Source organism: Niallia sp. FSL M8-0099 (assembly GCF_038006945.1).
GTDB lineage: Bacteria > Bacillota > Bacilli > Bacillales > Cytobacillaceae > Niallia > Niallia circulans.
In genome coordinates this window covers 1,733,532-1,758,333 of the sequence record NZ_JBBOWF010000001.1, presented here as the reverse complement: position 1 = coordinate 1,758,333, position 24,802 = coordinate 1,733,532, and the positions used below count along the sequence as shown (strand labels likewise).

Genomic DNA, 24,802 nt, shown 5'->3' with positions numbered 1-24,802 from the left:
ATTATGAGTATCTGATACTTTTGTTCAGCCTTATTTCGCTTTTTGCTTTACTTCCAAATGGAAAGAATAAATTTCACTTGGTCCAATTAAACGAAAGCCTTTCCCCTGTACATAGTCAAACTTTAAGTCTTCATTAATATGCTTAATCGTTAATGGATCTAAATAAATCGTTAAACCATTATCCTCAAATGCCTTATCCTCTTCGTGTGGAAAATCAACTGCTAAGTCAAAATTGTAAACATAGCTGCAGCCGCCACTAAAAATGGTACTTAATCGATAAACTGCACCCTCAGGAACTTCATAGCTGCGGAATTTCTCAACAGCTGCATCGGTGATTGTGACCTTCATCATGCCATCTCCTGCCTTTTGTTACTTTCCTATATATACTATTCCTATATAAGAATGGAAATAAACTTACTTTCAGCTTAACGGATGACAAGGTTTCTTGCAAAAATTCTGCTTTCCGCAGCTAGAAATGAACGGAGAAGAATCGTATTAAAAATACTTCTTTATCCTTTTTACAATCCGTAAATGATACATGGGCAGACACTATTCTGCACAGGTTAAATGGATACTTGCGAATTATCATTATCTAGACAAATCGTACAGGTCAGCCAATTGTCATTACATATGAAGAGATAGGCCATCTACTGCCAAAGCAGCTTCTCCTAATACTTCTGATAAAGTTGGATGGGCATGAACGGTATGGGCAATTTCCCAAGGCGTTGCTTCGAGCATTTGACCTAATGCAGCCTCGCCAATTAAATCAGTAGCATGTGGACCAATAATCGTTATCCCAAGAATATCATCTGTATTCTTATCGGCAATTATCTTTGTGAACCCTTCTTTTTCTCCATGAACAAGTGCTTTTCCAATTGCTTGGAACGGAAAATATCCAACTTTGACTTCATATCCTCTTGCTTTAGCTGCTGCTTCAGATATCCCTACACTTGCAATTTCAGGTGCGGTATAAATACATCGAGGTATTTGTTCATATGAAATCAAATATGTTTCTTCCCCAACAATTGTATCTACTGCAAGAATACCCTCATGCATGGCAACATGGGCTAATTGAAGTGTTGGGATACAATCTCCAATCGCAAATATTTTATGATCATGTGTACGACAATTTTTATCTACAACGATTGCGCCTTTTTCCAGTTTAACTGCAGTATTTTCTAAACCAATTCCCTCCACTACAGGACTTCTTCCAACGGAGACAAGCAGTTTTTCTGCAGAAAAGATATCTTTTTTTCCATTTACTTCGGCACTGATTTGCACCCCTTTTTCTGTTAATCGACAGCCTTTTGCATCAACTAAAGCATTGGTTACAATCTGTACTTTTTTCTTCGTATAAATTTTTTGTAATTCTTGTGAAATGTCCTCATCTTCTGTTGGGACAATTCGCGGGCTATATTCTAAAACTGTAACTTTTACACCGAAATCATTTAGTAAAGAGGCCCATTCCATGCCAATGACCCCTCCACCAACGATGATGATACTCTTAGGTAATTCTTTTAGTGACAGCGCCCCGTCTGATGAAAGAATTTGCTTCTCATCAAAGGGTAAGCCTGGCAGGGATCTTGGCTTTGAACCTGTTGCGATAATAGTACTTTTTGCTTCAATACTTGTTTCTTTTCCTCCTCGATCAGTGATCTTTAAAATGGAATTAGAATGAAAGAAACCGGTCCCTTCATAGACATCAATTTTTCCTTTTTGCATCAATCCTTTTATTCCAGCTTCTAATTGGCGCACAATCATTTCTTTTCTTTTTTGCGCTTTTGGAAAATTCACCGCTATATTTCCACTTACGTCTACCCCGAAGCTTGCAGCATTTTTAAATGTAGAAAATACTTCTGCTGTACGCAATAATGCTTTACTTGGAATACATCCACGGTGAAGACAAGTTCCACCAAGCTTATCCTTTTCTATTACTGCAACTGTCTTTCCTTTTTGGGAGGCACGTATTGCTGCTACATACCCTCCCGTACCTCCACCTAGGACTACGACATCATATTTTTTCATTCTTGATTCCCTTCCTTCTACAGAGAGGCAACAGAAAAATGGTGAGCTATTGCCGACGTTTAGTATCCATGCTTCGAACCAAAGCAATCATATTGAATTTGTCTTTTAAGTTAGCAGCACGATCACAGAAAAAAATCGCACTGCTCCGCTTCTTAAATTTTCTCAAACACTCAATAAATGGTGCTATCTAACATGGAATAGAGCTACATTCATTTTTCATTTGCACGCCTATCTACTTTTTACACTCTTTTCATCTATAAAACTAGTAAATATGGATGCTCTAGATAATAAATAACACGGTTCAAGAAATCTCCTGCTGGTGCTCCATCAAGCACTTGGTGATCAAAGGTTAAGCTTAAAGGCAATTTTTTCACTGTTTTTACGGTTTCATTTTCTAGTGTTACTTCCTCAATAAATGTTCCTACACCAAGAATACCTGTTTCAGGGGTATTTAGGACTGGGGTAAAATATTCAATTCCCTGTTGGCCTAAATTAGAAATAGTAAAAGTTGATCCCGTTAATTCATTTCCTGCTAATTGTCCATTTCTTGCTTTTTTCGTTACTGAAGATATAGCTTTTGCTAATTCCCCAAGCGGAAGCCGTTCTGCATTTTTTACTACTGGAACGACTAAACCGGCATCTAATGAGGTTGCAATCCCTAAATGCACCTCATCAAATAAATATAATTGATCATCAATCAAATGTGTATTCATAAAGGACTTATCACGCAAGCTTAATGTAACAGCTCTGGCAATAAGCACCGTTAAAGTTAATCGGACATCTAGTTCGCTTTCCGTTACTTGTTTCTTAATATCCTTTTGAAAATCTAGCAGGGCATTAATTTCTGCTTTTCGATGTAATGTTAATTGAGCAGTTGTAGACAAGCTTTGCTGCATTCGTTTTGCAATTGTTTGACGCATAACAGATAACTTTTCGCTTTTTACGCCTGTTGTTTGTACATCTGGTTGTACAATAGTTTTAGTTTCTTGCTCCACTTTTGGTTTTGTTGGTACTTTTTCTTCTCCACGCTTGTCAGCAAATGCTTGAATATCTCTTCGCGTGATTCGATTATTTGGTCCTGTTCCTTTAACATTTTGTGTATACACTCGCAGTTGTTGGGCAAGTTTTCTTGCAGCAGGAGATATCCGAATTCGCTTATTTGTATCTTTCCCTTTTACTTCCGCCTCTTGTCGCGCCGGCGCATTCTCCTCTAATGCTGCATCTTTTCCTTCCCTAACATCTTGACTACTTTCACTTTCCGCTTCCTTTTCATTACCTATTATTCCAATTGGCTTTCCAACTTCTACTTCATTATCGACTTCTTCAATGATTGTAAGAAGTACTCCATCTGTTGGCGCCTCTACTTCACTTGTTAGTTTTTCTGAGCTAATAACAGCCACACCTTCTCCTTCCGAGACGGATTCTCCAGGCTGTTTTAACCACTCCACAATGGTTCCTTCTTTCATGGTCATTCCTAATTTCGGCATCACAATAGCAGTTGACATATTTTCACCTCCACTTATCGAGCTAAAGTTAATTCATTAATTAATTCGTATGCCGTATTAATAACTTTTTCTGCGTTTGGTATATATAATTGCTCTAAATTAGTTGCAAATGGAACTGGAGTATGTGGGGCCGTTATTGTTTTAATTGGAGCATCTAAATAATCAAACCCTTTATTAGCGACAAGTGCTGCGATATCGGCTGCTACACTACAGCGTGGATTTGCTTCATCTACAATAATTAGCCTTCCTGTTTTTTCGACAGACTCCAAAATTGGTTCTTCTTCAAGTGGAGATAATGAACGAGGATCGATTACTTCCACTTCCACTCCTTTACTCGCTAATCTATCAGCTGCTTCCATCGCAACATGGACCATTTTTCCGATTGCCACAATGGTAAGATCAGTTCCCACTCTCTTCACTTCTGCTTTACCAAGCGGAATGGTATAGTATCCCTCCGGAACTTCCCCTTTCATGCTATACAGGGTTTTATCTTCAAAAAATACAACTAAATCATCGTCTTCAATTGCAGAAAGTAATAAACCTTTTGCATCATACGGATTAGATGGCACAACTACCTTCAAACCTGGGATAGCGGTAAACATACCATATAAAGTCTGGGAATGCTGTGCGGCCGCACTCGCTCCTGCGCCATGGTTTGTACGTATGGTTAAAGGCACTCTTGCTTTTCCGCCAAACATATAACGCATTTTCGCTCCCTGATTAAGCACTTCATCTAAACAGCTTCCAATAAAGTCATTAAACATTAATTCTGAGATTGGACGTAATCCAGTAACTGCTGCTGCTACAGCTGCTCCCATATATCCCGCTTCTGCGATCGGCATATCGATAACTCGTTTACGACCATATTTATTTGCTAATCCCTTGGTTACACCAAAAACTCCGCCCCATGCTTCTTCGTCTTGTAAGTGGTCAACGGTCGCACCACCTGCAACATCTTCTCCCATTAAGATAACTTTATTATCTCTCTCCATGGCAATATCCATTGCTTCATTGATAGCTTGTGAAAATGTAATCTTTCTTCCCATTCTTCCTTCACCTCATTCTTTTATTATTTGTAGTTGACATACACATCTTCTAGTAACATGGATGGGTCAGGCTGTTTACTATTTTTTGCAAATTCTACTGCATTGTCCACTGCCTTTTCCACTTCGTTCTCAATTTGTTCCACTTCTATTTCCGTTAACAAGTCATTGGCAAAAGCATATGCTTTAAAGATTTCAATACAATCTTCATCTACTGGCCACTTCTCACGATCTGTTTCTGATTTATATTTTTGTGCATCTCCTTCAAAGTGACCATAATTTCGATACGTAACCGCTTCAATAAGAGTTGGACCTTCTCCATTTCTGGCTCGTTCCACTGCATCTTTAGCAGCATTATAAACAGCTACTAAGTCTTTTCCATCTACTCTCACTCCTGGAATACTATAGCCTGGTGCACGATCAATAATTTGTTTACAGGAAGTAGAATAATGATATGGAGTGGCTTCCCCGAAACCGTTATTTTCTACTACAAAAACAACAGGCAGCTTTAAGATTGAAGCGATGTTAATTGCTTCATGAAATGTTCCATGATTATTGGAACCATCTCCAGAAAAACAGACAGTTACGTTGTCTGTTCCCTCTACATAAGCTGTTAAAGCCGCACCAGCTGCAAGCGGAAATCCTCCACCGACAATGCCATTAGCCCCTAACATGCCAACGTCAAGGTCAGCAATATGCATAGAACCTCCTTTGCCTTTGCATATCCCTGTTTCTTTTCCAAAAATCTCTGCCATCATACTATTTAAGTCACAGCCTTTAGCCAGACAATGACCATGACCTCTATGTGTACTCGTTATATAATCTTTATTCGTTAAATGTGCACATACACCTACAGCAATCGCTTCTTCTCCTGCATATAAGTGAACAAAACCTGGGATTGCCCCAGTTGAAAAGATCTTATGAACTTGATCTTCAAACTTCCTAATTTCATTCATTTTCGTATAGGCCCAATAAGCAGTTTCTTTCTTCATTTTCTTTCCTCCATTCTATATTCCAGTATTAACACACTTCGATGATACAACATATTTTCTATTTTTGAAAGCGCTTAAAACGTTGATAAATCAACATTTCTAACCTTTGTTATCGATTGAAACGAGACAGATTTTCTCATTATTTCTCACTTTTCTCACCATCATTTTATTAAAAAATACGCATACTTTCTTAAGCAATAATTTCTTTGAAGAAAACTATTTATTATTAAACGAAAAAAAGATTGGAGAATGTGCAAGACCACCATTTCGGTTGTCTTATTTATTCTCCAATCATATAAATTTGTCTCATTTTTGTCTCACTATCTTCCAAACTGAGAATGTGAACATTTATAAAAAATTTTTTATTTGATATTTTTTTATTTTTCTATAAAGAGTCGCACGAGACATATTTAGTTCTTTTGTTGCTTCTGACACATTTCCATGGTGTTTTTTTAATGCGTTTGTAATTGCCTGAATTTCAAATTTAGTCTTCGGATCCTTTCTATGGTATGATTTTTGCATATGTTTTTCCGCAATCATTACTTGCTCATACAACTGTTCTTCAGTTGGCGCAACCTCTTTATATAAAATTCTGCATCGATCTAAAGTATTATATAATTCTCGCACATTTCCATACCATTGTCCCTTTGAAAATAGTAATTTCCAATTTATTCTCCACTCTGGATGCCAATTGTTCTTGTCACAATAGTAATCAATCAGAGCAAGTATATCTTCGTTTCGTTCACGCAAAGGAGTAAGATAGATGGGATAGGCATAAATATAGTAGAATAAATCTTGATCTATTATCCCTTGCTCTACTAGATCACGGATATCTTTCGTGGAAGATGTGATAAAACGATAGGATTTGTGATGTTGTCTTTCCTTTTCCTGTAAGATGGTTAAAAGCATTTGCTGGGAGGAAATCGAAAGTTCTCCAATCTCTTCCAAAAAAATCGTTGCTTCCTCGACCACTTGATGCCTTTTCTTAGTCAAACGCTGCAGATCTGTAGAAAGAAACCTTTGAAGAATATCCTTAGTAAGCATCGAACAGTGTAATTTATAAAAAGGGGCCGTTGACTTTGGGCTATTTTCATGAATACAACTAGCAAGAAACTTTTTGCCAACACCAGTTTCTCCTACTAAATGTACCGTAGTATCCGTGGGGGCGACATTTTTAATAGATTCCAGCACTTGTTTGTAACTTTTGCTTAAACCTCTACTTCCATTCCAAACAAAGCTTGTTTCCGCACGGAGAGGTATTCGATATCCAATGAGTCGATGGTGGTGCATAATCGGAATATGTACGGCAGATACTGCACCAGTCTCTTGCGCGAATCGACTTAATGATGTGCCAATCCAATTTTGATATTTTTGCTGAAGATTTTTTGGAAGGGCACAAATGTATTTATCAATGGTACAAACAATGTATTGTCCACTGCTTTGGAAAGTTGTTCGCAGCAAAAACTCCATATCCTCGTGCATCTTTTTTTTCCAATCTAGTGAAATGGAATCAGCAATAAGCTTAACACATGCTAACACATATGGCTGGTTAATAGATTGATAGAGACTAGATACATTCAAAACTCCTATCATTTCTTTATGCTGGTTAAAAATTGGCGCGGCAGAACAATTCCATTGTTGAGATGCTTTCGAAAAATGTTCATACCCTCTAACCATCATGGGTTTTTTATATCTTGCCGCGAGACCAATTGCATTAGTTCCCACTTCTATTTCTCCCCATTTTGCTCCTTCTTTAAATCGGATCGTTTCTGCTGCAATGCTAATAGAATTTTCCCCTTCTTTATATAATATGTACCCATCTTTATCTGTTAAAATAATGACAAAACGCCAGCCTCGTAAAAATTTTTGTAAACGCTTAACATTTTGCTTAGCTAAAGTAATTAATAATTCATTTTCTGCCAATCTTTCTTCGAATTCCTCTGGGGTCAAGATACAATCAGTTATGCCATCATGTGGGTTTAAGCCTTTTTGCCGGCAAAGATGCCAAGATTCTTCAATCTCTGGAGTTAAATTTGCTGGTTCTAAAGATCCTTCTTGAATAAATCGTGTCCACACTTCCTTTGTATCTACTTTACCAGTCATTAGTATCCCCCTTATTCTCGTTATTACATCGAATCTTTATTTGTATTATAACAGGAGTACTTTTTTAGTAAAAGGTTTCCGTTCTTACTCTTTGTAACTTATTTACATTAAAAAAGGGATTTGTTACAAAAAAATATTCTTATTTTAAGAATGATCTCTGGGCCAATTGTTATTAAAACGTAATTTCCTTTCAAGCTTCTAATCCACAAGTTTTGGAACCTTGCAGAACATCAGCTTGTATGTATAGAGCAATCTATATTAAAAAAAAGAGAGAAAGTTCCCATCAATGGAGACTTTCGTTTCCCCCACTGATGGATAACTTCTCTTTTACTTACTGTCTTCTCCAGTTTTTCATTCTGTACCTACATCTTTTGTTGGATATTAAAGATATTTATATTAAAATACTTTTCGCTGGTAAATCACTGTCGCAACTCCCCATGAGGCTAAATAGACAACAAGAATAAAAATGGTCGCTCCTGTATATAAAGTTGGAAGGGATAAATTGATAATAAAATCTGTTATACTGGTTAAATGTTCCGCTAGAAAGGTAACGACTCTAGGCCCTATGGCTGATAAAACAAGAAAACTGATAATAACAACTGTTGTAATATAGCCAGGCTTAAGCATATAGAACAATGGAAAGGTGAAAGCAGCAAACAGCAAGAAAAAACCACTCCCAACGGCAATATCTGTAAGTGTAAATGGTTTATTAAAAAGAAACAAGGCTGCACTTGTCAGTAGAATAGACGCTAACATATACACAACTGCTCCAATATAGCGTGATGCAATGATTTCCTTTCGTGTATAAGGTAAGGAATTTAATAATATATTTGTCTCTGCTTTTTCATCATATGCATATGCATTAAACGGGATAAAAATACTAGCGACGAGAAAAATGAAAACAGAGTCTATATTCATCACAATAAAAAATACGATAAAAGGGATAAATACTAAGAGTTGCCTTTTCTGAAGGATTGCATCACGTCTTATTAAATTAAACATATTGCATTCCTCCTTTTGTGTAGTACATAATATCTTCTAATGTCGCATGTTCGATCACAACACTATCACCAAATACCTGATCCACTTCTTTTCGATTATCTGTTAATGCCACAAACCCCGTCGGACCACGATTTAGATGAACAAAGCTTTTTTCTGTGTCTCTATCCAGTAAATCTAGTCCTCCCTTAACAACTGCATAGTTCTCTGCGATATCTAGTATTGATTGATTAAAAATCAATTCTCCTCTTTGTATGAAGGCAATATAATCGGCAATACGATCTAAATCAGTTGTAATATGAGTGGAGAAAAACAAAGTTCGATTACCATCGACCATTAACTCTTGTAACAGATTCAACAGTTCTCTCCTAAAGATAGGATCCAAGCCTGCTGTAGGTTCGTCCATAATGATTAATTCGGCATGATGGGATAAAGCTATTGCTAAAGATGCTTTCATCTGCATTCCTTTTGAAAAAGTCTTAATAGCCTTTTTTTGTGGTAACTCAAATTTTTCTACATAATGATAAAATAATTTATCATCCCATTGTTTGTATGCAGGTCCCACAATGCGTTTTATATCGATTAAGTTCAGCCCTTCAAAAAATACATTACCATCATATACAAAGCCAATCCGTTCCTTTATTGCCTTTTCATGTGTTTGATAATCCAACCCAAAGAGTTTCACTTGGCCAGCATCTGGTTTTAATAAATTCATCATCATCTTAATTGTAGTTGATTTCCCAGCTCCATTTTCGCCAATAAAACCCGTTATAAAGCCTTTTTTCACTTCTAAATTTATATTATTAACAGAAAAACCCTTGAATTTCTTCGTGGCATTCCTTAACTCCACCACATTTTCCATCCTTCTCACTCCTCATACAAAATATTGAATAACTGCAGTAAATCCTCATATGGCAAGCCGATTTCTTTACTATTGGCGATAACAGCACTTAGCTGTTCTTCAATAACCTTTAATTTCTTCTCTCTGATTACATCTAAATTCTGCTCGGCTACAAACGATCCTTTACCAACAATCGAGTAAATAAAACCAGCTTTCTCTAATTCTTCATATGCTCGTTTTGTTGTAATCACACTTATTTGCAAGTCTTTAGCTAAGTTGCGTATGGAAGGCAGCGCTGTTCCTTCCTTTAGTTCCCCTGCTAAGATAGACGATTTAATTTGATTGGTAATTTGTTCATAAATCGGCTCCTTTGAACTGTTCGAAATAATTATTTGCATGCTTATCCCTCTTTTTTTATCTTTCATACTTAATATAATGTATATATACTATATATACATTATATACAAAATCACCTTATAGTGCAACCGCCATTTACATTATTTATGTTATATGGCCACTTACTAAGAATTAACGAATTTTTAAACACCTACATTTAGGCTAATCCAAAAATGAATTTTCTTGTTATCTAAGTGAATAAAGGAAAAAAAGAGCTTATGCGATCATTAGATTATCAACATAAGCTCTTTGTAAGAAATTGTTTGCTTTTGATTACCGAACCTTCCCGTTCAATTTTTAGTTTTCGGCAAATATTTTGTGAAATAAGCTGCCAGTAATAACAAAACACCATTAATGAGCCAAACAGCCAGTCCCCCATACTTAAACCAAATAGCTAATAAGCAGTTTATACTTATAAGAAAAAAGCAAATTGGTGTTAACACACTTTTAAATCCAGTTACACCTGCTTTTTTTCTTTGTTTAATCACACTAATTATAGAAAAAACAAGAATAATTACAAATACAACTGATAAAATTTGCTCCACCATAATCACGCTCCTGTCTTCCACTTGTTATCTTTTAGTACGATGCAGAATGGAATTAGTTTCACTCAAAAAGAGAATAAACCCCTGTTAGTACTAAGTGGATTCCTCACATATAAATAATATTTTAGACAAGACACATACTATAAACGGAGGTGAAATACATGAAAACTAAGGATAATTTTCTAGAAGGTGCCAAAATTACGGATGATGCTCATACATATGGGCCGCCAAATGGTGGAAGTGAAAAACATCATTCGCCTCAGTCTGTTCCAAATAGAGAAGCAGCTAAAACCAGCAAGGAACAGAAATAGGATAGGGAAGTTTCTTTTTTTACAGAAAAATAAATTATATCTAAATGACAGACCAACTAACAAAGTATGGTCTGTCTTTTTGCTGTTAAAGGAAGAGTTATTTCCTTTCCTACTGTTTATTCCTTTTTAGAAAAGGCTATATATTAGTAACTAATAAATAACTTTTATTGGCTTTACTGTTATTATAAGAATTAGTTGAGGAGGTGCAGTATGACTAATCACATAAAATTTCAGTGGCGTGTGACAAAATACAATCCAGCGTTTCGGGATGAAAATGGCTATTTTACTTTAACGGAGGAATGGACTTCCCCTACCCAGATTGGAGAGATCATTAACGGTAAAAAATTCACTTTAGATGAATATCTTCAAGTCGAGAATGCTTATGTTGAGGCTGTTATGAAATTCTTGGAAGAAAGCGGGGTTCATTCATTAAGAATTTTAAACGCAACAAAACAGGGAATCTCAGAAGAGGACTTGACCGCTTCCTTATATGAAGATGCATTTGATCAGTTAGTACTGCAAGAAGACATGCGTGTAGAGAGGAAGGAAATTCGCCTTATTTGCAAAATGGTTTTGCGAAATTTCCTTGGATGTCAGTTATATGCTAAAGATAAATTCTTTGTGCATTTTGGATGGGATTACTATATGTACATAGGTTCTTACGTTAATTGCCCATCTGCTATCGATTATGCGACAAGTAACGGACTTTTTGTTGAGACATTTCAATCCCCTTACTATTTTTCCGAGGAAGAAACGATCAGGCAAGTACAATGGTATGAAATCGACGATCCCTCCATGATAATTGCAGGAGAAGAACAACTTCCAGCTATCCCACTTGATGAGTATCGAAGCCTTTTTAATTTATCAAGCGAACATCCCGTTATTGGAACTTTTGCTATTAACGAAGGCCAATTGGATTTTTTCCAAAAACATTTGCAACACAACATGGACATAAACAAATATGCCTATAGCCTTTGGGCTGGCTATTAAGCCATTAGAAAGAGGAATTTATTGTTTTCCTCTTTTTAATGGCTGCTTCTTTTCTTATAATTTCTTCTCCTTTTCAGGCTCCGTTATTCTATAATAAATCCAGCGTCATTTTTAACTTGGAAAAACATCATAAAAAGCACATCCATATTAGCTTCTCTATTCATAACAGTTCGTGTTAAATACTTTTTTTATAATTCCCTTTATCCTTTTTTTCCATTATAATTCTACTTACAAATATATACATAAGGAGAGTGGGGAAAATGGGAAGCTATCAAAGTGAATCCGATAATTGGAATGCAGATTTATATGATAATAAACATTCTTTTGTTTCAAAATTCGGTAATAATTTAGTCGAGCTATTAGCTCCAAAGCAAGGCGAAAAAATTCTTGACCTTGGCTGTGGGACAGGTGATTTAACGAATACCATCCACAAATATGGTGTAGAAATATTAGGTATCGACAAATCGGAAAATATGATAAACCAAGCCCTTAATAAATACCCTAGTCTACCTTTTATGGTTCAAGATGCTACAAGCTTGGATTATCTAAATGAATTCGATGCTGTATTCTCTAATGCTACTCTCCATTGGGTACACCCTCCTATCCAAGCATTAAAAGGTATCTACCAATGTTTAAAACAAGGTGGAAGATTTGTAGCTGAATTTGGCGGAAAAGGCAATGTTCAAACAATAACAAATGAAGTGATACAGCAAATAAAGCAAGCAGGATTTCCGTTCGGCGCAGAGCATTTCCCTTGGTTTTACCCAAGTGTCGGGGAGTACTCAAATTTAATGGAAAAAGTCGGATTCCGGGTTACCTTTGCACAACACTTTGATCGACCAACTCCCTTAATTGGGGAAAATGGCTTAAGAAATTGGATTGACATGTTTGGAAGCCAACTGTTTCATGATATTCCATCAGAAGCTAAGAACGAAATTATTGCGAAGGCTGAAAAAAATGTAAAGGATACTTTATATATTGATGGAAAATGGATGGCTGACTATAAAAGGATTCGAGTAATTGGCGTAAAAGAATAATAGAGCCTAGCGAGGAGACAGTAAGTTTTCCTCGCTCTCTTTGAATAGCTGGCTGCCAAAGTCCTTCTAATCTTCTCTCTATTAGGTGTAGAGATATTATTTTCACAACTATGCTTTTATATAAATAGCGTATTTTTTAGGATTGATAAACCCAAATTTATTAGCTAAATTTACGGACGCACGATTATCAACATCACAATCCCATCGCGGCTGAATATTGATAGAAAGACAATAATCGATAAATCGTTGCGAAACAAGACTTGCAACCCCTTTTTCTCTGTACGCTGGGTCTGTTATTATATCTATTTCTGCATAGTTATTAGATTTAAAAATAGAAACTGCTTCCCCAATTATCCGATTTTTATCTTTCACACAAAAACCAATTCCGTTTTGAAGAAAATTCTCTTTAGAATCCCAATACTCCTCATAATATCTTTCATTGAATTCTAAACTATTTTCAATTAAGCAAGAATTAATTCGATAAACATCATACGGACTAGCTATTGTTGTCCTATTACTATATGTTTTTAAATCAAAGGAATAAGCAATACGGTCGATTCTTCTTACTCGCTTATTTAGAAACTTCTCTATTGCCTGCTCCCATACGATTCCATTGGAAAATAACGTAAATCTATTACCCTTTAAAACTGTTTTCTCAAAAATATCAATTAAATGCTCCATAAATAGCTCGTTCGAAGGACAACCTGTCACAAAAAACAAGCCTGAAGCTGTTTGAAAAAGCAATGAATGATAATTCGTACAGTCACTATATACAGTCCCCTCTATCATGAAATCTAATATACTATGGGCAAATGTTGGAGCTTCCCTAATCTCTTTTTTTATTATAGAATACTGATCTATTGGTACCTTAATCATATTACAACACCTTTTGCAAAATAATTATCTCTATGTCATCATAATGATGAATTCTTTAATCATATGTGAAATCTATATCTTCCTTCCTATCATTTCTTTCATTTAAGAAAGAGGTTTTGCTAAATCCATCATATTATGGAACCCAAGCTGTTCATAAACAGATCGGCCAGATGAACTGGACCATAACCTTGCTCGTTTAGCCCCTTTTTGTTTTAGCCATAAACATATTTCCTCAACTAATTGAGAAGCTAACCCATTCTTACGGTGGTTTTCCACCGTATATACAGCTATGATCCACCCAAAGAGACTTTGTTCTTCCGCTAGTGGAAAAGCATACTCTGTTCTAATTAACCCTCCAGCACAAGCAACAATCTTTTCATCACTGTCTAAAGCAACTTGAAACATTAAATTTCCTAATTTAAATTCTTTCCGAAATAGATTTTTCACTTCTTCCAGCCGCTGAAGACTTGGTTTTGGAATACTGTCTATTTCTCCCATTTCACAAGCCATTTGATACCAGCATTCTGCCACAATACTCAGTTCGTTATAAGTTGCCCATCTAGTTTCATACATTATTTAAGTCTCCTAATTATTAAAAAATTAATGATTCTATAACGGTAATGACGAAAAACACCCAATCCCATTACATTTGTCTTTTGTTAAGATTACTTAGTATTAAAGCAAGCTTCACAAATTAATTTCTCTTCATTTTGGATAAAAGCCTTTATTTCGGTCATCCCTTTTCGCTCTGGATAGCGCATTTTGACAAAAACTACTTCATTTCTTTCAATATGTTTACCGCAATTAGAACATTGGGGTTTTACTTTAATCATAGTTCCCCTCCAAAACTACATATTTAATAACTATAGCTTAAAGTTCCTGACTTCTTTTAATTAAAGTTTTTCTATGTATCAATTTTATAACTTTGTCTAGCACTTTGAATTAATTATGCCGAATATGGTTTGATTTGAAACTGTCTACAGATGATAAACATCCGTGTTTTTGAAAGCAGCTCTATTTCATGTGAAAACATCTTATCTTCTGTTATTAAAATTTCGTCATAACCCCAATCATCAATCCCACTTCTTCCATTATCCACTATTTCCTTTGTATTAACGACAATATTTCGTGTAATATCATAATCAAAGTAAAATCTTTTCACTTTATCCCAAACCAATTCATATATAGAACCATTCCAGTGCTCTATGACCACTCTAATTGATGTTGGATCATCCTTTGTTTCATCTATATCTCCTTCACAATGATTGATTAACTCCATTTTTTTAAACCTTCCATCATGGAATGAATTTGTCACAAGGAATTCGCCCGTATACGGATCAAAGACATGCTGGATAGATTTTAAATATTCACAATACCTGTCATTATCCCAATTATCATCTCGTAAAAATTTCATAAAAAACATCTCTCCTCTTTAATTTCCTCTTATTACACTCATTAACTTTTTAAGAAACAATTTTGGTCCTGCAAAAAATATTTTTTAAGAAAACTAACTTATACATTTTTTTACTTTTTATACAACCAGGGAATCTCAGGTGGATTCCCTGCTTCTCCTAATAGATATACAAATACAAAATAAAAACAGATTAGTAAACTGAAAAGGAAAACAAAGAGTGAAAGACCATTAACCTCTTTCTTTATTAGCCCCACTAATGCACAAATTAGACTTATAACTCCTAAAAGCAACTCAAATAATGCTACAGGATAAACGGAGTATTGATTCATTACATAAACTCGAATTGGATTAAAGATAGTTATTGTGAAAATAAATATTAATTGAAAAATTAATCCTATGACAGAATACTTCAATCTTTCCATTCTCTCCTTCCTCTGAATTCTATTTATTAAATCTATTAAACTTTACAATAGTACAAAGATAATCTATGTATATAGTAAAACTATGTATAATAGTAAGCTATTTCAAATCATTTGTAAATAGTACCAAGCATCTTACTTCTTTCTAAACCCTTATTATTCACAGCCTGTTCAGGACATGAATCCATTAACTCCTTCCATCCATGGATTTATATTAAATGTCTTTTTCCATCAATACATTTGTAGTCTCATATCCTAATTTTTCATATAATCCTCTAGCTACTTTATTATGGCCAAAAACATGGAGACCTATTTTTTTCAATCCTAGTTTCTGGCCAACACTTTCTATACCCTTTAAAGCCTCCTTAGCATAGCCTTGCCCTTGGTATTTTTCTAGTATATAAATGTCATAAATAAACCCTAGTTCTTCAGACTTTTGCGCAAGCCATATAACGCCAACTGCCTCGTCATCCCTTCGAATGGTGTATAAAAAATTCTTCTCTGTCTTCTCGCCTTGTGGCAAAAGTCTTGTATATTCCTCCTCTGCTTTCTTAAGCGCCTCTTCTTCTTTCCAATTTCCTGCGATAACCTTTTCTTCCGCATACGTTTTAATCGCACTAGACAGATATCTTTGATATTCATCTGCATTCATTAAAGTTAAATTAATCACTGTTAATACTCCCCCTTTTCGCTCAAGTTTCTTTTCTTACGACTGATTCCAGCTTTCATTATTATATTTTCTTAACTAATATAGAAAAGTGCGGTCTCCCATTATATGTGTGGGAGAGCCTTATTGAAAGAAGGCAGCATAAATGATTACCCCCACAATTATGATAAGGATGAGTATTCCAGTACCTTTCCACCCTAACCCGCCCACTAAATCAGCAAGATTGCTGCCGTGCATACTACTAGATGGATGTTTCAATTCTTCTTGTCGCATTTTTTCCCTTCTTATTTCAGGAGCATCTTTTTCTTTTTTCATTTCAAGCCCTCCTATAAAATTAACAAATAAATAATAAGAATATGCCATTAATAGATGTAATGTATTTTTTGCAAACAATACATTTTCCCTTTATGAAACCCTCTTTATTTTTTCCTTAATACGTTTGCCGTCCACGAAGGTTACTAAAACATTCTTCTATCAAATTTTTACGACTTACTTTCATCTAAATATTCATGAATAATCTCCATTACTTCTATTCTTCCATTTATCAAAAGCTCTGGAAGTTCATTTTTTACATTCCCCTTCCAATACTCCCGCGCTTGTTCCATTTTTTTATGGAAAGGAACAGCCTCTAAATTAGGCAGAAGCTCTCCGTCTCCTTCAAAATAATTTCCAGACACATGAAGTTTCACAATTTGTAATACTTTGCGCTTATAGGAATCAAAAAGTGCTTTCCATTTTAAGACATCCTCATAGCTTTTCGCAGCATACAGACAGGATAATCTAGACGGATGATTGGGGAAATCCTGGAGTCTCACCATTTCTGCTATTACTTCTCTAATTGCTCTCATGGTGTGCCCTGCATACTGAACAACCACATCGGCGTTCTCTTTATTTAAGTGCAAACCTTCATCTGTATAATGATTATCTAAAATCCCCATATAATCTTCGCCCTGTGCATTAAGGTGTTCCTTTTCCAAAAAAAAGCGATATAATGTGTTCATCTTTTTTTCTTCAAAGTGAATAACCTGTCCACGAGACATTCTTTGATTAGTAACTAGATGATAAGCAGTAAACTCTTTCATTCTTTCCTCTCCTGTATATATAAAATGGAACGATTTACTATAAATATTGAATTGAAATCTATATATTTATTGAAATGTTCATCTTGTAAATTCAATCGTTCTAGCAATTCTTTTTGCAACGAGTCTCCTAATAATTGCTCGACAAGATATAATCCCATATTGATTCCAGAAGACACTCCACCACATGAAATAATGTTGACATCATGGACAACTTTTTCCTGAGATATCCCATGTGTATCTGGATACTTATCCTGGAGCAATTTTAATGCTAGGTGATGAGTTGTCACCTTCTTTCCAGCTAATAAGCCAGCTTCTCCTAATAAATAGGCACCGGTACTAACAGAACATATATACTCTATACTTTTCTGACTCTTAATCCATTCAATAATCTTTTTATTCTTGCTAATTGATTGTATTGCTCTTAATGGGCCACCAGGAACAAGCAATATATCAAATGTTGGACTATCATTTATACTATAATCCGGTGTCACTTTTGTCCCAATATGTGTTTTTATTGTCTTCCCTGATTCCGAAATCATATATACTTCAAAAGGTCTCGTTGGCATTAGCTTTCTTTTTATAAAGAGTTAACCCTTTTTCTGCTTTACTTTCAGTTGTTAACGAGAAAACCTCCGCAGGACCGGCAAAATCTAAAGATCAACATAGTCATATAATCAAATTCCAATCTTGCGTTTACACATTTTACTATCTCCTTAAATTAAAAAATATCATGTTAGGGCATATAATTAAGAACAGTTCTCCTCCTGATTCCTTTTTGAAAAAATCCCTCTATTTAGAAGTGGTCTTTTTATCACAAAAATACGTCGCTAAAACAAAAGTACAATAGCTACAAAAACGCTTCTACTAAACAGATTATTTTTCCTTTTTCCTTTTCAACAATTCTAAAATTTCCTTGTTTTGTTCCGTTAATTTTCTTAGCTTTACTTCTATAGATAAACACGTAATGGCTAATATTATCAGCCCCATCGCTATAATAAACTCCATAAATACACCACTACTCTCTTTTTATTATCTAAATGGATATTTTTACTTAACATCAAGATTCTAAAAAAAGTTATCTAAACTGATGACATAACGTCTCTTCTTAATACGCTTCCAATTCTTTATTTCTTTCAATGAAGAAACGTTTATCTCCATACAAATTACTTACTGGTAGTTCTCTATGTAATTTCCCTCTTCATATATTTCTTTACTAGTAAGTCCAGTCCATTCTTCTGGTGTTATGTCAGAATGCTTATTTAAATATGTTCTTACCATATTATAGCCCTCACTATAACCATAGTTGTATGGTAATCCGTTTCCACCAATCAATATTTCCTGCGCTCTCTTTAAATCGTACGTTTGCAAATCTGGTTCAATTTCATTCCAAAAATCTAGTTTAAAGTTGTAATATAAATTATCTACATCAATATCTGGGTAGACTAATTTCTGAAACATAACTGCTTTTCCTTCCAAAATTAATCGATCTAGAACTGTTTCTTCCTCTTCTTTTTTATAATATTTCTCAAACCATACACTGTGATTATATTCATGAGCAATCGTTGTCTTGATAAACTGTTCGGTATAAAACTTATTATTATAGTAAAAACTTATCTTTCCAGCGCCCCAAGTATCCATACTTTGGGTATTGTGGTCTTCTTCTATAGGGAAAATACATATATTCGTCTTCTTTTCTGATGGGATGTAATCTGATGATTTAAGGAGTGCCTCTTGAATTGCCTTATTAAGCTGCTTCTCATCCATTGTTTTAATAATATTATTAACTTCCTCCATATTTTCTGGTGCTTTTACAGTAAGGTCAAAATTACCTACAAAAAATTCTGCATTTTTATAGCACGCATCTACAACTGGTTCTATCACCTCCTCATCAAACAGCAAAAAGTTCGGCGTAGCTGAATCTTCTTTCATTCTCTTCTCATATTTTTTATAAAGTTTATAAGCATGCACAATCTCATATTCTTGGTCTGTTTCAGGATGTTTAAAAGTAAAATAAATATTATCTGATTCACTCTCTTCTTTTATCGTCTCTTTCAGTTCACAAGAGATTAATAGAAGGAAAGAAAACAGAATAACAACAGCTCCAAGTTTTTGCATATATTCCCCTCCCCTTTTGATTAATTACGAATGTAACACCACAAAGGTTTCAGAAAATTTAAAATCCAATACATATCAGCAATCCATAATCTCTAATAGGAGCGTACAGGAGAAATCAAATGCATATATGAATTGTTTCCAACTGGTTCCATCAATATTGGTCTCATTGTACCTCCGAAACTGATTTTTATTTCTTCTTCCTTAATTGCCTTTAATGCATCAATAAGGAAGCTTCCATCTAGAGAAATGCTTAAATCTGTTTCTCCAGCAAGCTTATTGATCGGTTGCGTTTCTTCTATTTTTCCTATTTCTGAAGAATTAGAGGTGATTTTTAATTTCAAACCATCTTTTATTTCCATATGGACATTGTTATTCTTCCACTCACTTGCAAAAAGACAAGCTCGATCTACTCCTTTTAACAGCTGTTTTGTATTAACAGTAATCATAGTCCTTGCATTTTTGGCGAATAATCCAGCAACATTTGGATAATTCCCTTCGATTAATCGAGAATAAAGAGTAGTTGAATTCGTTTTAAATACAATATAGCGATCTGTAGCAAATATTTTAATCATTCCCGTTGTATTCTGCATTAACTTACTAAGCTCATGGAGGCTTGTACTTGGGACGATGAATGCACCACTTACACCAGATTCAATCGGAAGCTCTCTCCATGCTAATCGATGAGAATTAGTAGCTACACATGTAAGTTTTGTTTCTTCGAATAACATATTAACGCCAGTCAAAACGGCTCTCGCTTCACTTTTTTGATACAGCAAAAGCTGTCTGGTTGATCATCTCGATTAAATCGGTGCTTTGCATTCTAATATGTGTTGTTTCTTCCATACTTGGAAGCATGGGATATTCTTCTGCATGAAAACCATTAAGTGTTGTCACGATTTCATCCGCTTTAAGCGTAGCTATTTGCTTTTCGTTTACTGTTAGATGAATTTTCCCTGGCAATTTTCTCACAAGTTCACTTAAATATTTTGCTGATAGTACAACACTGCCTACCTCCTTTACTTCTAGCACTTGTACTCCATCTATTTCCATCGGAATTACTTGTTCAATAATGATATCAGCATTACTTCCTATAACAATTAATGATTCTTTAGTAGCCATTATTTTGATACCTGAAAGAATAGGAAATGGCGTTTTCTGAGATACTGCTTTGCTCACATCTGTTATCGCTCTATTAAAGTACTCACTTTCAACAAGAAATTCCATTATATGCAACACTCCAAAATAAAATTATACGTATTAAATTCGACATTTTTTGCCAATTCCCTTGTCATTATTGTTTAATAAATTAATTTTTAAAAAAATGCATAAAAAAACTACTAAAGTGGCAGCAGCAAATGGCTTAGCCCTTTAATAGCTTTTTATAAATTTGTAAAAATATATTTTATTTTTTAGTTAAAACATCTAGTTGAAGTGGATAGGTGCTATATGCAACCATTTTATTTTTGTACTTTTTCACAATATCTACATGGTCTTGATAACTATTCAAAAATAAGTTTATGTTCTTATTCCCTTTTTTGGTATGAATAACAAGAGAATACTCCGCATTTTTAGCATTAAGATATGCTTCTTCACTTCCTGGATATAAACTATACTTTTCTCTAACAATCGCTTCGTTGAATATCTTAATAATTGCTTCTTTATTCTCTCCATCTATTTTCATTTCATTGTAGATTATTTCTGTTTCCATGTTATTAAGTTTTAAATGCAATTTATATTTATCCAGCAGCCAATCCACTACTCCTGTTGGCAAACAGGTCATTAAAATTTTTATTATACAAAAGAACACTAATGCTATAATAGTAATCCAAGTCAATTCCATTCACTCCATTGCTTATTCAATTAATATTTCTACATTATTAATAGTACTAAATTTCCTTTCTAAATAGACCATCCAATTCTCATATAAGTTGACCATCCACTTTTTAGCTCATGCGATAAAAATAAGATGCACGTTTTATCCTTGCATCCTTCCCTCATTATTCTCTACTGGATTTAAGCGCTGAAGCAAATCTCCTTATCCCCTCATCAATATTTTTTTCTATTTCTTTCGCATACGTAAAACGAACATAGTTAGCGTTTGATCCCATTGTAGATCCAGGCGCATAAATAACACCATTTTTTAACGACTCTTCTAATAAGCGATTTTCATTGACTGCGTTTTTTATTTTACACCACAGATGAATCCCACCATTTGGTGTTAGAAATTCCATTTCTCCTTTTAAGTAGGTATTCAAGCTTTCGATGATTTGATTTCTTCTGCTTTCAAGTTGTTTAACTAAATTATCTAAATGGACTGCAAAGGAGGGTGATTCTAAGAAGTCGTTTGCTACCCATTGAGAATAACTAGAATGGCCAAAATCAATCTGCTGCTTAGCGTCGGATAACCTTTCTATCACTGGCTTAGGTCCTATAATCCAGCCAATTCGCAGACCAGAGGCGACAATTTTGGAGAGAGAGCTTATATATAATACATTGCCATTTTGATCCATCGATTTTAGCGGAAGCAATGGCTTTCCGCTAAAAGAAGTTAAGCTATATGGATCATCCTCTACAACGGGAATACCATATTGAGAAGAAATTTCTAAAATCTCTCTTCTTCTTTTTTGACCGAGAGATACGCCAGATGGATTTTGGAAAGCTGGGTTTAGAAATATCATCTTAATTCGGTGTTTTCTGTATAATAAGATTAAATCGTCAGGTTTTATGCCATTTTCATCTGCAGTCAAATAATAAGGTTTAACTCCGGCTGATTCAAATAGCGGAAGACTATAATGATAAGATGGATCTTCCATTGCTACCGCATCGCCAGGTTTCAGCAAGCATTGAATAACCAAATGTAAAGCCTGCTGGGCTCCAGATGTAATCAATATAGAAGAAGGCGTTGTTTGTAAACCACGATATTTCTCCATATGATTTGCAATGGTCTTTCTTAGCACTTCACTTCCTTGTGGATGATCGTATCCCAATGATCCTATGTAAGCTCGGTCAGAAGTAATTTTCCGCAATGAACTTAAGGGGAAAAGATCTTCCGAAAGTTCCCCGCTTGCTAAATTAATCAGGTCATGTTCCGTCATTTCTTTTCGTATCCGCTGCATGACAGGTAGATTAGGAAGAAAAGATCCCGCTTCTATATAACGATTCCAGCTAGGTACACGTTTTTTGGTTATTCCCCATATATCTTTACTTATCATTGTTCCGCTGCCGCGTTTTCTTTCAATTAATCCATTTGACTCTAACTCATCATATGCTGCAACTACTGTACTTCTATTTAATTCTAACAATTTTGCTAGCTTTCTTTCCGATGGCAGCGGCTTATCTAAGGGAAAGGATCCATCTGCAATACCATTTTCTATATACTCCGCCAGCTGCTTATATATTGCTTTTCTTACTTGTCGATCAGGTTTCCACTCCATTGTTTCCACACTTCTTTACTATATTTTGTCTCCATAAAGACAGCTGTCTCATTTTTATGTTGTTTCATTATAGCTTAATTTCTCATCTTTAAACAACATTGAACCTTTTAGAAACGGCATACCCTTTTTATCTTATCATTCATTGAATTCACTAAATCCAACTGTTTTTACTAATAAAATCGAGAATATCTCATAGGCTCTGGATAGCATCGGATAATTTGATCTAGTTCCACTAATATTTATGATAGCAACCTTTTTGTAAATTTGATATTTTTCAGGAAGGAATTTACTATGTTACAATGAAAATATAGAGACAACATTAACAAGGAGGACTCTCGTATGAAAAAAATGATATATGCCCGAAATGCAACAGCGATGAAATAAAAAAAAGGGGTAATGGCAGCTACTGTTGGTCAAGTTCATATGTATCCCGAAAAAACCTTGGAAAGAAACCTTCTCCAATATCGGCAGAATATTGTTGTCACTGCGGTTACATTGCAGCCTTATATGTGGACAATCCTGAAAATTTAGGATAAGCGTATATATGAGCCCTTTTGAAACAGGCATACATCCATTTTCTAATACCGGTAATAATAATTCATAGTTTTTATTCTCCCTATTTGCAAGGGAAAAAAGAAACCTAATAAAATCACGATTGGGCATAGTATGGTGCTTAATATCCCCATAGAGAATAACCGTAAATTGCTGTACAGTAAACATAAAAAAAGCACGGCCTCGAAGCAAAAATATATTATAGTCTTTCAGATAGGTTAATTACGACCAGAAAACAAATTCTTTCCGTTGTAAAAGTACTAATAACATATATAAACCTAATGGTAATAAGAAATAATAGTATTGTATTGTGCTGCTATACCGTTTTACTATTTTAATGTATGAATTTGTATGTATGATTACATTAATTATGTGAAGTATGAACACATACAGCGGCACATCAAGCACCGTTAACAGGACGCTATTCCACGCATTTCTTTTTTCCTGTAATTATTTCAACGTGAGCAATTAAGCCAACTGATACAAGTACTAAATATACACTAGATATAAATCGTAATGGATTTTGCATAATCATTCCTTTTTTCTATTTCGTAATGTACTATTTATTTTGTGGAATATAAATAATACTGTGGTTAATCACTCCCTACCTATTTCGCTAAATTCTCATAAGCTTGTAGTGGAATAATTTACTATAGAGTAAAAAGAAAAAGTCCATTCCTTGAAGTTAATCTCTTCCTTAGGAATGAACTCTTTAGCTAGTTCTTATTTTTTCTTATAAAAGTTATTACAATCGCAGCTAGTGATAAAACAATAGCGATAATCGATAAAATCGTATTTATATTAGTACCTTCATTTGCATGCTCGGCATCTTTGTCTTCCTGTTGATCATCTGCTGCATCATCCGTTTTTGTGCTATGTCCATGACTGTCAACCGTTTCATTGGATTGAGCAATACTAGTGATAGAATGAGGTAGTTCTGCATCACTGTCTCCAGTCCATTCCACAATGCTGCCATCTGCATAGTACTGGAATGCATCCCATGCAATATCGCCAGGCTCTTTGGGATTTTGTGCTCTAAAGGTAAAGTCGCGGTATTGACCAGCCTTAATCGCTGTCTCTTCTGATTCAGCCTCCCAAGTTACAGTTGCCACTTTATCATTATCATCGGTAGTTGTAGTCGTTTTCCAGCCATCGACAGGTTCATACATTTTAAACTCCACATTATCTGGAATTTTAATCGTCACTTTTGTTGTATCCACATCTTTTTCAACTGGAATTCTTACAGTATACGTTTCCCAAGCCTCTGTAGTAGATTGGGATGGATTCACGGTAACATGGGCGCTGACTGGTAATGCTATAAAGAAGACAGCCGCTAATGCTACTAATCCAGATAAAAATTTCTTTTTATGTATCATTTCAAATCTCCTTTCCTTATTTCTGCAGTTTTGCAAAAAGAGAGGTTAACACTACTTTGAATGTGTTAACCTCTTTCATC

29 protein-coding genes are annotated in these 24,802 nt (G+C 34.9%); 3 read left to right on the top strand and 26 right to left on the bottom strand.

The annotated features are described in order from the left end of the window. Positions 1-30: 30 nt before the first annotated feature. From NSQ92_RS08295 to NSQ92_RS08250, 10 genes are all read right to left on the bottom strand, one after another. Positions 31-351 carry a HesB/IscA family protein gene (locus NSQ92_RS08295; protein ID WP_095257421.1) on the bottom strand — a complete coding sequence of 107 codons (321 nt, stop codon included), beginning with the start codon at positions 349-351 and terminating at the stop codon, positions 31-33. Positions 352-624: 273 nt separating this feature from the next. After that, positions 625-2,025 (bottom strand): dihydrolipoyl dehydrogenase, encoded by a 1,401-nt coding sequence (gene lpdA, locus NSQ92_RS08290; protein WP_341152556.1) that lies wholly within the window; start codon positions 2,023-2,025, stop codon positions 625-627. 254 nt (positions 2,026-2,279) lie between these two features. Next, positions 2,280-3,530 (bottom strand): dihydrolipoamide acetyltransferase family protein, encoded by a 1,251-nt coding sequence (locus tag NSQ92_RS08285; RefSeq protein WP_341152555.1) that lies wholly within the window; start codon positions 3,528-3,530, stop codon positions 2,280-2,282. A 14-nt stretch (positions 3,531-3,544) separates the two neighbouring features. Next, positions 3,545-4,576 carry an alpha-ketoacid dehydrogenase subunit beta gene (locus tag NSQ92_RS08280; protein ID WP_095320014.1) on the bottom strand — a complete coding sequence of 344 codons (1,032 nt, stop codon included), beginning with the start codon at positions 4,574-4,576 and terminating at the stop codon, positions 3,545-3,547. A 23-nt stretch (positions 4,577-4,599) separates the two neighbouring features. Further along, positions 4,600-5,565, bottom strand: coding sequence for a thiamine pyrophosphate-dependent dehydrogenase E1 component subunit alpha (locus NSQ92_RS08275; protein ID WP_341132464.1), 966 nt, complete (start codon positions 5,563-5,565; stop codon positions 4,600-4,602). A 348-nt stretch (positions 5,566-5,913) separates the two neighbouring features. Further along, positions 5,914-7,668, bottom strand: a complete 1,755-nt coding sequence (locus NSQ92_RS08270) for a sigma-54-dependent Fis family transcriptional regulator (protein ID WP_341152554.1) — start codon at positions 7,666-7,668, stop codon at positions 5,914-5,916. A gap of 396 nt (positions 7,669-8,064) precedes the next feature. Beyond that, positions 8,065-8,670 carry an ABC-2 transporter permease gene (locus NSQ92_RS08265; protein WP_025908694.1) on the bottom strand — a complete coding sequence of 202 codons (606 nt, stop codon included), beginning with the start codon at positions 8,668-8,670 and terminating at the stop codon, positions 8,065-8,067. Continuing rightward, entirely contained in the window at positions 8,663-9,529 is an 867-nt protein-coding gene (locus NSQ92_RS08260) for an ABC transporter ATP-binding protein (protein ID WP_047940230.1), read from the bottom strand. The genes NSQ92_RS08265 and NSQ92_RS08260 overlap by 8 nt, the downstream gene beginning before the upstream one ends. A gap of 5 nt (positions 9,530-9,534) precedes the next feature. Then, positions 9,535-9,906, bottom strand: a complete 372-nt coding sequence (locus NSQ92_RS08255; RefSeq protein ID WP_047940229.1) for a GntR family transcriptional regulator — start codon at positions 9,904-9,906, stop codon at positions 9,535-9,537. A gap of 288 nt (positions 9,907-10,194) precedes the next feature. Next, positions 10,195-10,452 carry a hypothetical protein gene (locus NSQ92_RS08250; RefSeq protein WP_047940228.1) on the bottom strand — a complete coding sequence of 86 codons (258 nt, stop codon included), beginning with the start codon at positions 10,450-10,452 and terminating at the stop codon, positions 10,195-10,197. Positions 10,453-10,610: 158 nt separating this feature from the next. On the opposite strand from NSQ92_RS08250, the gene NSQ92_RS08245 reads away from it, so the two are divergent. The 3 genes from NSQ92_RS08245 to NSQ92_RS08235 all read left to right on the top strand — a co-directional run bounded on the left by NSQ92_RS08245 (position 10,611) and on the right by NSQ92_RS08235 (position 12,787). Then, a complete protein-coding gene (locus NSQ92_RS08245) occupies positions 10,611-10,760 on the top strand; it encodes a hypothetical protein (protein WP_156485457.1) in 150 nt (49 codons plus the stop codon). A gap of 210 nt (positions 10,761-10,970) precedes the next feature. Next, a complete protein-coding gene (locus tag NSQ92_RS08240) occupies positions 10,971-11,750 on the top strand; it encodes a DUF7683 domain-containing protein (RefSeq protein ID WP_053215553.1) in 780 nt (259 codons plus the stop codon). A gap of 260 nt (positions 11,751-12,010) precedes the next feature. Beyond that, complete coding sequence (locus tag NSQ92_RS08235; protein ID WP_047940227.1) at positions 12,011-12,787, top strand: class I SAM-dependent methyltransferase; 777 nt, start codon at positions 12,011-12,013, stop codon at positions 12,785-12,787. Between the two features lie 108 nt (positions 12,788-12,895). Here NSQ92_RS08235 and NSQ92_RS08230 read toward each other — a convergent pair whose 3' ends face one another. The 16 genes from NSQ92_RS08230 to NSQ92_RS08155 all read right to left on the bottom strand — a co-directional run bounded on the left by NSQ92_RS08230 (position 12,896) and on the right by NSQ92_RS08155 (position 24,722). Further along, positions 12,896-13,663 carry a GNAT family N-acetyltransferase gene (locus NSQ92_RS08230; protein WP_047940226.1) on the bottom strand — a complete coding sequence of 256 codons (768 nt, stop codon included), beginning with the start codon at positions 13,661-13,663 and terminating at the stop codon, positions 12,896-12,898. A 102-nt stretch (positions 13,664-13,765) separates the two neighbouring features. Beyond that, on the bottom strand, positions 13,766-14,236 hold the full coding sequence (locus tag NSQ92_RS08225) for a GNAT family N-acetyltransferase (RefSeq protein WP_047940225.1): 471 nt from the start codon (positions 14,234-14,236) through the stop codon (positions 13,766-13,768). Between the two features lie 92 nt (positions 14,237-14,328). Continuing rightward, on the bottom strand, positions 14,329-14,496 hold the full coding sequence (locus NSQ92_RS08220; protein ID WP_047940224.1) for a hypothetical protein: 168 nt from the start codon (positions 14,494-14,496) through the stop codon (positions 14,329-14,331). Positions 14,497-14,609: 113 nt separating this feature from the next. Continuing rightward, a complete protein-coding gene (locus NSQ92_RS08215; RefSeq protein ID WP_341152553.1) occupies positions 14,610-15,077 on the bottom strand; it encodes a hypothetical protein in 468 nt (155 codons plus the stop codon). Positions 15,078-15,187: 110 nt separating this feature from the next. Continuing rightward, positions 15,188-15,499, bottom strand: coding sequence for a hypothetical protein (locus NSQ92_RS08210; protein WP_235850401.1), 312 nt, complete (start codon positions 15,497-15,499; stop codon positions 15,188-15,190). A gap of 211 nt (positions 15,500-15,710) precedes the next feature. Then, positions 15,711-16,166, bottom strand: coding sequence for a GNAT family N-acetyltransferase (locus NSQ92_RS08205; protein ID WP_047940221.1), 456 nt, complete (start codon positions 16,164-16,166; stop codon positions 15,711-15,713). Between the two features lie 120 nt (positions 16,167-16,286). Beyond that, complete coding sequence (locus NSQ92_RS08200; protein WP_095321397.1) at positions 16,287-16,478, bottom strand: DUF6366 family protein; 192 nt, start codon at positions 16,476-16,478, stop codon at positions 16,287-16,289. Positions 16,479-16,645: 167 nt separating this feature from the next. Further along, the gene (locus tag NSQ92_RS08195; protein WP_061800501.1) at positions 16,646-17,245 is read right to left on the bottom strand and encodes a DUF2441 domain-containing protein; all 600 of its coding nucleotides are present in this window, start codon (positions 17,243-17,245) and stop codon (positions 16,646-16,648) included. Next, positions 17,242-17,784: a DJ-1/PfpI family protein gene (locus tag NSQ92_RS08190; RefSeq protein WP_341152552.1), complete on the bottom strand. Its 543-nt coding sequence runs from the start codon at positions 17,782-17,784 to the stop codon at positions 17,242-17,244. The genes NSQ92_RS08195 and NSQ92_RS08190 overlap by 4 nt, the downstream gene beginning before the upstream one ends. A gap of 334 nt (positions 17,785-18,118) precedes the next feature. After that, positions 18,119-18,250, bottom strand: coding sequence for a hypothetical protein (locus tag NSQ92_RS08185; protein WP_268874867.1), 132 nt, complete (start codon positions 18,248-18,250; stop codon positions 18,119-18,121). 162 nt (positions 18,251-18,412) lie between these two features. Continuing rightward, a complete protein-coding gene (locus tag NSQ92_RS08180; protein ID WP_341152551.1) occupies positions 18,413-19,360 on the bottom strand; it encodes a DUF2268 domain-containing putative Zn-dependent protease in 948 nt (315 codons plus the stop codon). A 92-nt stretch (positions 19,361-19,452) separates the two neighbouring features. Then, positions 19,453-20,103 carry a DNA polymerase III subunit beta gene (gene dnaN, locus NSQ92_RS08175; RefSeq protein ID WP_341152550.1) on the bottom strand — a complete coding sequence of 217 codons (651 nt, stop codon included), beginning with the start codon at positions 20,101-20,103 and terminating at the stop codon, positions 19,453-19,455. A gap of 13 nt (positions 20,104-20,116) precedes the next feature. After that, complete coding sequence (locus NSQ92_RS08170) at positions 20,117-20,584, bottom strand: hypothetical protein (RefSeq protein WP_341152549.1); 468 nt, start codon at positions 20,582-20,584, stop codon at positions 20,117-20,119. A 178-nt stretch (positions 20,585-20,762) separates the two neighbouring features. Beyond that, positions 20,763-21,200 carry a YfmQ family protein gene (locus tag NSQ92_RS08165; protein ID WP_328282871.1) on the bottom strand — a complete coding sequence of 146 codons (438 nt, stop codon included), beginning with the start codon at positions 21,198-21,200 and terminating at the stop codon, positions 20,763-20,765. Between the two features lie 157 nt (positions 21,201-21,357). Continuing rightward, the gene (gene pdxR / locus NSQ92_RS08160) at positions 21,358-22,794 is read right to left on the bottom strand and encodes a MocR-like pyridoxine biosynthesis transcription factor PdxR (RefSeq protein ID WP_341152548.1); all 1,437 of its coding nucleotides are present in this window, start codon (positions 22,792-22,794) and stop codon (positions 21,358-21,360) included. Positions 22,795-24,062: 1,268 nt separating this feature from the next. Next, positions 24,063-24,722, bottom strand: a complete 660-nt coding sequence (locus NSQ92_RS08155; protein ID WP_341152547.1) for a YcnI family copper-binding membrane protein — start codon at positions 24,720-24,722, stop codon at positions 24,063-24,065. Positions 24,723-24,802 lie beyond the last annotated feature (80 nt).

Bases quoted from the DNA above. Each gene is read 5' to 3' on its own strand.
- NSQ92_RS08230 (WP_047940226.1), bottom strand. From the start codon at position 13,663: ATGATTAAGGTACCAATAGATCAGTATTCTATAATAAAAAAAGAGATT.
- NSQ92_RS08295 (WP_095257421.1), bottom strand. From the start codon at position 351: ATGATGAAGGTCACAATCACCGATGCAGCTGTTGAGAAATTCCGCAGC.
- NSQ92_RS08220 (WP_047940224.1), bottom strand. From the start codon at position 14,496: ATGATTAAAGTAAAACCCCAATGTTCTAATTGCGGTAAACATATTGAA.
- NSQ92_RS08235 (WP_047940227.1), top strand. From the start codon at position 12,011: ATGGGAAGCTATCAAAGTGAATCCGATAATTGGAATGCAGATTTATAT.
- NSQ92_RS08180 (WP_341152551.1), bottom strand. From the start codon at position 19,360: ATGCAAAAACTTGGAGCTGTTGTTATTCTGTTTTCTTTCCTTCTATTA.
- NSQ92_RS08270 (WP_341152554.1), bottom strand. From the start codon at position 7,668: ATGACTGGTAAAGTAGATACAAAGGAAGTGTGGACACGATTTATTCAA.
- NSQ92_RS08165 (WP_328282871.1), bottom strand. From the start codon at position 21,200: ATGGAATTGACTTGGATTACTATTATAGCATTAGTGTTCTTTTGTATA.
- NSQ92_RS08250 (WP_047940228.1), bottom strand. From the start codon at position 10,452: ATGGTGGAGCAAATTTTATCAGTTGTATTTGTAATTATTCTTGTTTTT.
- NSQ92_RS08245 (WP_156485457.1), top strand. From the start codon at position 10,611: ATGAAAACTAAGGATAATTTTCTAGAAGGTGCCAAAATTACGGATGAT.
- NSQ92_RS08215 (WP_341152553.1), bottom strand. From the start codon at position 15,077: ATGAAATTTTTACGAGATGATAATTGGGATAATGACAGGTATTGTGAA.
- NSQ92_RS08285 (WP_341152555.1), bottom strand. From the start codon at position 3,530: ATGTCAACTGCTATTGTGATGCCGAAATTAGGAATGACCATGAAAGAA.
- NSQ92_RS08225 (WP_047940225.1), bottom strand. From the start codon at position 14,236: ATGTATGAAACTAGATGGGCAACTTATAACGAACTGAGTATTGTGGCA.
- lpdA (WP_341152556.1), bottom strand. From the start codon at position 2,025: ATGAAAAAATATGATGTCGTAGTCCTAGGTGGAGGTACGGGAGGGTAT.
- NSQ92_RS08195 (WP_061800501.1), bottom strand. From the start codon at position 17,245: ATGAAAGAGTTTACTGCTTATCATCTAGTTACTAATCAAAGAATGTCT.
- NSQ92_RS08275 (WP_341132464.1), bottom strand. From the start codon at position 5,565: ATGAAGAAAGAAACTGCTTATTGGGCCTATACGAAAATGAATGAAATT.
- NSQ92_RS08280 (WP_095320014.1), bottom strand. From the start codon at position 4,576: ATGGGAAGAAAGATTACATTTTCACAAGCTATCAATGAAGCAATGGAT.
- NSQ92_RS08255 (WP_047940229.1), bottom strand. From the start codon at position 9,906: ATGCAAATAATTATTTCGAACAGTTCAAAGGAGCCGATTTATGAACAA.
- NSQ92_RS08200 (WP_095321397.1), bottom strand. From the start codon at position 16,478: ATGAAAAAAGAAAAAGATGCTCCTGAAATAAGAAGGGAAAAAATGCGA.
- NSQ92_RS08155 (WP_341152547.1), bottom strand. From the start codon at position 24,722: ATGATACATAAAAAGAAATTTTTATCTGGATTAGTAGCATTAGCGGCT.
- NSQ92_RS08210 (WP_235850401.1), bottom strand. From the start codon at position 15,499: ATGGAAAGATTGAAGTATTCTGTCATAGGATTAATTTTTCAATTAATA.
- NSQ92_RS08265 (WP_025908694.1), bottom strand. From the start codon at position 8,670: ATGTTTAATTTAATAAGACGTGATGCAATCCTTCAGAAAAGGCAACTC.
- NSQ92_RS08260 (WP_047940230.1), bottom strand. From the start codon at position 9,529: ATGGAAAATGTGGTGGAGTTAAGGAATGCCACGAAGAAATTCAAGGGT.
- NSQ92_RS08170 (WP_341152549.1), bottom strand. From the start codon at position 20,584: ATGGAATTTCTTGTTGAAAGTGAGTACTTTAATAGAGCGATAACAGAT.
- NSQ92_RS08190 (WP_341152552.1), bottom strand. From the start codon at position 17,784: ATGATTTCGGAATCAGGGAAGACAATAAAAACACATATTGGGACAAAA.
- NSQ92_RS08240 (WP_053215553.1), top strand. From the start codon at position 10,971: ATGACTAATCACATAAAATTTCAGTGGCGTGTGACAAAATACAATCCA.
- NSQ92_RS08185 (WP_268874867.1), bottom strand. From the start codon at position 18,250: ATGGAGTTTATTATAGCGATGGGGCTGATAATATTAGCCATTACGTGT.
- pdxR (WP_341152548.1), bottom strand. From the start codon at position 22,794: ATGGAGTGGAAACCTGATCGACAAGTAAGAAAAGCAATATATAAGCAG.